Genomic DNA, 6,302 nt, shown 5'->3' with positions numbered 1-6,302 from the left:
GTGAGAAGCCTTCAATCAGGAGGTGTGTGGTGTGAGGGCAACGGTTTTCGGGGTACGTAAGAGGCGAGTTGATCTTGGCACACGTTGTGGCCGGATGTGTGAGGTTGACGGCGCGGGTTGACGCGACGTCTAAGGAGCTCAGCCCAGGAGGCTGGCCAGCTCGACGTGGTCGAGGCCGTGCGCCTCGGCGACCTCCTTGTAAACGACCTTGCCGTCATGGGTGTTGAGACCCAGGGCGAGCGCGGCGTCGCGGCGCAGCGCCTCGACCCAGCCGTTGTTCGCCAGCGACACGATGTAGGGCAGCGTGGCGTTGGTCAGGGCGTACGTGGAGGTGTTCGGCACCGCGCCCGGCATGTTGGCGACGCAGTAGAAGACCGAGTTGTGGACCTGGAAGGTCGGCTCGGCGTGGGTGGTCGGGTGCGAGTCCTCGAAGCAGCCGCCCTGGTCGATCGCAATGTCGACAAGGACACTTCCGGGCTTCATCTTGGCGACGAGCTCGTTGGTGACCAGCTTCGGGGCCTTGGCGCCCGGGATGAGAACGGCGCCGATGACGAGGTCGGCCTCGATGACGGCCTTCTCCAGCTCGAAGGCGTTGGAGACGATCGTCTTCACCTTGGTGCCGAAGATCTTGTCGGCCTCACGGAGCTTGTTGATGTCACGGTCGAGCAGGGTCACGTGGAAGCCCATGCCGACGGCGATCTGCGTGGCGTTCCAGCCGGAGACGCCGCCGCCGATGACGACGCACTCGCCGGCGTGGGTGCCGGGGACGCCACCGGGGAGCACGCCGCGGCCGCCGACCGAGCGCATCAGGTGGTAGGCGCCGACCTGCGGGGCCAGGCGGCCCGCGACCTCGGACATCGGGGCGAGGAGCGGGAGCGCGCGGTTGGCGGTCTCGACGGTCTCGTACGCGATGGCGGTGGTGCCGGACTCCAGGAGGGCGTCCGTGCACTCCTTGGAGGCGGCGAGGTGCAGGTAGGTGAAGAGGGTCTGGTCCTTGCGGAGGCGGTGGTACTCCTCGGCGATGGGCTCCTTGACCTTCAGCAGCAGGTCGGCCGTGGCCCAGACCTCGTCCGCGGTCGGCAGGATCTGCGCGCCGGCGGAGACGTACTCCTCGTCCGTGATCGAGGAACCCACACCGGCGTTCTGCTCGACGAAGACCTGGTGGCCGTTGCGGACGAGCTCGTGGACACCGGCGGGGGTGATGGCCACGCGGAACTCGTTGTTCTTGACCTCGCGGGGGATGCCGACCTTCATCGTCGATCACGGTCCTTGAATCAGGGGAAACGGGGGTGCACTGCGATACATACCCGGATGCACTACCGCGCACCAGGACAGACCGCGGTCGATCGCGGCGCACCCAGTCTAATGAAGGAGTTCCCCGTGTCTAGCCTTGCAAAGCATTAATCTTCGTTGGAAGCACTGCGGATTTCGTAGGCGGAGGCTCCTGTTCCCTCACCCGTTCCCTCATCCGTCCCCAGCAGACGCCCGGCCGCCGACCGATGCAGCCTGGCCGCGGCGGGGTCGCCGAGCCGGTCGAGCGTGTCCGCCAGCCTGAGCTGCAGCGCGGCCTGGAGCCGTACGTCCTGGGCACGCCGGGCCCAGTCGATCGCCTCCTCGCAGGTCCGCAGGGAGTCCTCGGGCCGGCCGGCGTACTCCTGGACGCGTGCGGCCTCGCTCAACGCCCGCGCGTAGCCGGGCAGATCGGCGAGCCGCCGGTACCCCGCCGCGGCGGCGCGCCAGTTCCGCAGGGCCTCGCCGTAGCGGCCCGCGTAGGTCTGCACCGTGCCGAGCCGTCCGTACAGCCGGGCCTGGTCGGCCCGCTCGTCGCGGGCGAGACGCTGGGCGAGCGCGCGGCCGTACCAGTCCCCGGCCCGCTGCCAGTCCCCCAGTTCCTGGTAGGAACCGCCTACGGATTCCATCGCCCGGCCGATCGCGTACGGATCGTTCGCGGCCCTTCCGGCGTCGAGGGCGGCCCGGTAGCGCTCCAGGGCGTCCCGGGTACGGCCGGTCCTGGCGTCCAGATCGGCGAGGTTCAGCAGTGCGGCGGCCCGCTCCCGGTGCAGTCCGCGCCGCTCGGAGACGTCCAGGACGAGCCGGTGCAGGCCGTACAGGACGGGCGCGGCCGCCTCGGCGCCCCGGTGTGCCGTCTCGGCCCTGACCAGGGCGGCGACCAGCCGGCGGGCCAGGGTGTCGAGCTCACCGTCGGCGACGGCGAGGCGGGCGGAGGCCAGGAGCACCGGCCGTCGGCCGGTCAGCCATTCGGCGGCGGCCGGCGCGGTCGGGAACCGCAGGGCGCGGGGCAGCCCGGCGAGCTTCTTGCGCGCGGAGGAGCCCTCGGGCTCGGTGACCGCCCGGCAGGACTGGAGAAGCCGTACGGTCCGCTCCAGCATCCGGGCCCGGGCTAGCTGCACCTCGGCGGGCCGTTCGCGCTCCTCCATCTGAGTGCGCAGGAGGGGGGCGAGGTGGCCCGGAACCTCGTACTGGCCGTCCCCGCAGTCGGTGACGAGCCCCAGCCCGACGAAGTCGGCCAGCGTGGTCGCGGCCGCCGAGACCGAGCAGCCGGCGAGGGCGGAGGCGGTGTGGGCGTCGGCGCGCCCGAGGGGTGCGAGGGTGAGAAATCGCAGTATCCGGGCGGCCGGCTGGGCCAGCGTGTCGTGGACCAGCTGGAACGCGCGGGCGAGCGGGTCGCCGGAGAGAGCACGCAGCCGTTTGGCCAGATCGGCGACGGAAGCCTTGGGGCGGGCGGCGAGCCAGCCGCCGGCGAGGACGACGGCGGCGGGCTGGCCGCCGCACTCCTCGGCGAGGGTCTCGGCGGCCTGCGGGTCCACCGTCACCCTGACGGATCCGGTGTAGGTGGTGAGCATCTCGATCGCGGACTTGGGGTCGAGACCGCCGAGGGTGCACGGGCGGACATCGGGGATCCCGGTCAGCGGTCCCCGTGCCACGGCGACGACGAGGGCGTCGGGGTTGTCGGGGATCAGCGGATCGACCTGCTCGGCGTCGACCGCGTCGTCGAGGACGAGGACGGTACGGCGTTCGGCGAGGGCCTCGCGGACCAGCTCGGTGAGCTCGTCCTCGGCGGCGCCGGGCGGTTCGTCGATGCCCAGGTCCTGGAGCAGCCCCTGCGCGACGCGCCCGGTGGGGACCGGGTCGCCGCCGGGTTCGGTCAGCCGGGCGCGGAACACCCCGTCGGGGTAGGCCGCGGCGAGTCCGGCGACGAGTTCCGCGGCGAGCGCGGTCCGCCCGGAGCCGGGGCGGCCCGCGATCAGGAGGACGCGTGCGCGGGGGGCCTTGTGGCCGGCGAGGGTGTCGAGTCCGGTCCGTTCGATGTCGGCGCGCAGGGCTTTCAACTCCCGCTGCCGCCCGAAGAAGTTCCGCACCCCGCCCGCTGCCACCACCTGATCCGTCACGGGCCACGCTCCCGTCCACCTGCGCACGCCGATCCCGCGGGGGGTCTCCGCACGGGCGATCCCGAGCGTAGTTCAGGGCGGGGTGCCGTCCCGGCGGAGCAGGGCGGACAGATCCCCCGATCGGATCAGCAGATTTTCAGACCGGCACCCCCGTTGTGGGCCGTCGTTCCGCAGGGCCGGGAGTCCCCCCGGACGAAGTCCGGGGGGAGGGTGGGCACAACGGGGGCTGGCCCCTACGCCTCGAACGGCCGGGCCGGCCAGGGCGCGTCCGCCGGGCGCAGCGCGTCGAGGCCCTCGGCCGCGCGGGCCGCGGTCAGCGAAAGGACGCCGACCACCAGGCAGTTGTTGTGCAGCTCCCCCGCCAGTACGCCTCGTGCGAGGTCCGCCAGCGGGACCCGGGCCACCTCCATGTCGGCCTCCTCGTCCGAGACCTCGAAGCGTTCGCCCTCAGCCTCGGACAGGTGCCGCGCCAGGAAGATGCGTACCGCCTCGTCGCAGCCGCCGGGCGTGGTGTAGACGTCGGCCAGGACCCGCCAGTCCTCGGCCTTGACGTGCGCCTCCTCGTACAACTCCCGCTGCGCGGCGTGCAGCGGGTTCTCCCCCGGCACGTCGAGGAGCCCGGCGGGGATCTCCCACAGCTTCTGGCGTACGGGGTGCCGGTACTGCTTCAGGAGCAGCACCCGGTCCTGCTCGTCGAGGGCGAGGACCGCCACCGAGCCGGGGTGGACCTGGTAGTCGCGGCGCGCGACCGTGCCGTCGGGCATGACCACGTCGTCCGTACGGACACTCGTCTTCGCTCCCTGGAACGGGGTCGTCGTCGCGACGACCTGCCACTCCTCCGGGGTGTCCTGCAACTCCATCTGCGTCCTCCCACACACGAACCACATACGAAAGCCGGGGTACGGATCCCGTCAGGATCCGTACCCCGGCAACGTTAACGCCTTGTACTACTTGCCCGTCTTGCGCTCCACGGCGGCCTTGACCAGGCCGGCGAAGAGCGGGTGCGGACGGGTCGGACGCGAGCGCAGCTCCGGGTGGGCCTGGGTCGCGACCAGGTACGGGTGCACCTCGCGCGGGTACTCGACGTACTCGACGAGCTTGTTGTCCGGGGAGGTGCCCGAGAAGACGAGGCCGGCCTTCTTCTCCAGCTCCGCGCGGTAGGCGTTGTTCACCTCGTAGCGGTGGCGGTGGCGCTCCTCGACGTACGGCTGGTCGGCGTAGACCTCGCGGACGATCGAACCCTCGGCGAGCTTCGCCGGGTAGAGGCCCAGGCGCATCGTTCCGCCCAGGTCGCCGGCGCCCTCGACGTACGCGAGCTGCTCCTCCATCGTGGAGACGACGGGGTGCGCGGTGGCGGCGTCGAACTCGGTGGAGTTGGCCTCGGGGATGTCGGCCAGGTTCCGGGCGGCCTCGATCACGATGCACTGCAGGCCCAGGCAGATGCCGAGCAGCGGCACCTTGTTCTCACGGGCGTACTGGATCGCGCCGATCTTGCCGTTGACACCGCGGTCGCCGAAGCCGCCGGGGATCAGGATCGCGTCGACGTCACCGAGCTGCTTCGCGGCGCCGGCCGGGGTCTTGCAGTCGTCGGAGGTGACCCACTTGACCTTGACCCGGGCCTTGTTGGCGAAGCCGCCGGCGCGCATGGCCTCGGTGATCGAGAGGTACGCGTCGGGCAGGTCGATGTACTTGCCGACGAGCGCGACGGTGACCTCGTGCTCCGGGTTGTGGACGCGGTCCAGCAGGTCGTCCCAGGTGGACCAGTCCACGTCACGGAACGGCAGGTCGAGCTTGCGCACGACGTAGGCGTCCAGGCCCTCGGTGTGCAGCACCTTGGGGATGTCGTAGATCGACTTGGCGTCGATGGCGGCGACGACGGCGGCCTCGTCCACGTCGCACATCAGCGAGATCTTGCGCTTGATGGCGGTGGGGACCTCACGGTCGGCGCGCAGCACGATGGCGTCCGGCTGGATACCGATGTTGCGCAGCGCGGCGACGGAGTGCTGGGTCGGCTTGGTCTTCAGCTCGCCGGAGGGGCCGATGTAGGGCAGCAGCGAGATGTGCACGACGAAGACGTTGTCGCGGCCGACCTCGTGGCGGACCTGACGGACGGTCTCCAGGAACGGCAGCGACTCGATGTCGCCGACCGTGCCGCCGACCTCGGTGATGACGACATCGACGTCGTCGGTCGCCATGCGGCGGATCCGGGACTTGATCTCGTTGGTGATGTGCGGGATGACCTGGACGGTGTCGCCGAGGTACTCGCCGCGCCGCTCCTTGGCGATGACCTGCGAGTAGACCTGGCCGGTGGTGACGTTGGCCGAGCCGTCGAGGTCGACGTCGAGGAAGCGCTCGTAGTGGCCGATGTCCAGGTCGGTCTCGGCGCCGTCGTTGGTGACGAACACCTCGCCGTGCTGGAACGGGTTCATCGTGCCGGGGTCGACGTTCAGGTACGGGTCGAGCTTCTGCATCGTGACCCGCAGGCCCCGCGCCTTGAGGAGCGCACCCAGGCTGGAGGCGGTCAGGCCCTTGCCGAGGGAGGAGGCGACACCCCCGGTGACGAAGATGTGCTTGGTCGTCGTGGTTTTGGGCGGCATCGCCAAGAGGGGGCTCCCGTGGTCGCGTTCTGGAGGTGCGTTCCGGCGTGCCCTCCGGAAGAATCGGGGGGTGCCGTCGCTGCGGTTGCGGGGGCTCGGCTGTCGCCGTTTCCCACCGGTCCACGGGGTACCAGGGTATCAGCGACAACGGGAGACCGCTTCCGGCCACACGGGGCAGTCGGGTGCACACGGACGGCGACCTGCCTCCGTCACACGGCCGCACCGAGGTGGTCGCGGCGTCAAGCCGTGCTCACCCGATCGGCGCAATGGCGTTACAAGTAAGCGCTGCTCCGCG

At 70.8% G+C, this 6,302-nt stretch carries 4 protein-coding genes; all 4 read right to left on the bottom strand.

Annotated features, from left to right (window positions below):
- Positions 1-138 precede the first annotated feature (138 nt).
- Complete coding sequence (ald, locus tag ACFC0D_RS31895) at positions 139-1,254, bottom strand: alanine dehydrogenase (RefSeq protein WP_376443489.1); 1,116 nt, start codon at positions 1,252-1,254, stop codon at positions 139-141.
- Positions 1,255-1,400: 146 nt separating this feature from the next.
- Positions 1,401-3,410: a tetratricopeptide repeat protein gene (locus ACFC0D_RS31890; RefSeq protein WP_376443486.1), complete on the bottom strand. Its 2,010-nt coding sequence runs from the start codon at positions 3,408-3,410 to the stop codon at positions 1,401-1,403.
- 233 nt (positions 3,411-3,643) lie between these two features.
- Positions 3,644-4,270: an NUDIX domain-containing protein gene (locus ACFC0D_RS31885; protein WP_376443483.1), complete on the bottom strand. Its 627-nt coding sequence runs from the start codon at positions 4,268-4,270 to the stop codon at positions 3,644-3,646.
- A gap of 87 nt (positions 4,271-4,357) precedes the next feature.
- Positions 4,358-6,007: a CTP synthase gene (locus ACFC0D_RS31880; RefSeq protein WP_329122247.1), complete on the bottom strand. Its 1,650-nt coding sequence runs from the start codon at positions 6,005-6,007 to the stop codon at positions 4,358-4,360.
- Positions 6,008-6,302 lie beyond the last annotated feature (295 nt).

This window comes from Streptomyces sp. NPDC056222 (assembly GCF_042264065.1).
GTDB lineage: Bacteria > Actinomycetota > Actinomycetes > Streptomycetales > Streptomycetaceae > Streptomyces.
The sequence above is the reverse complement of the archived record's forward strand: the minus strand, read 5'-3'. Positions and strand labels throughout refer to the sequence as shown.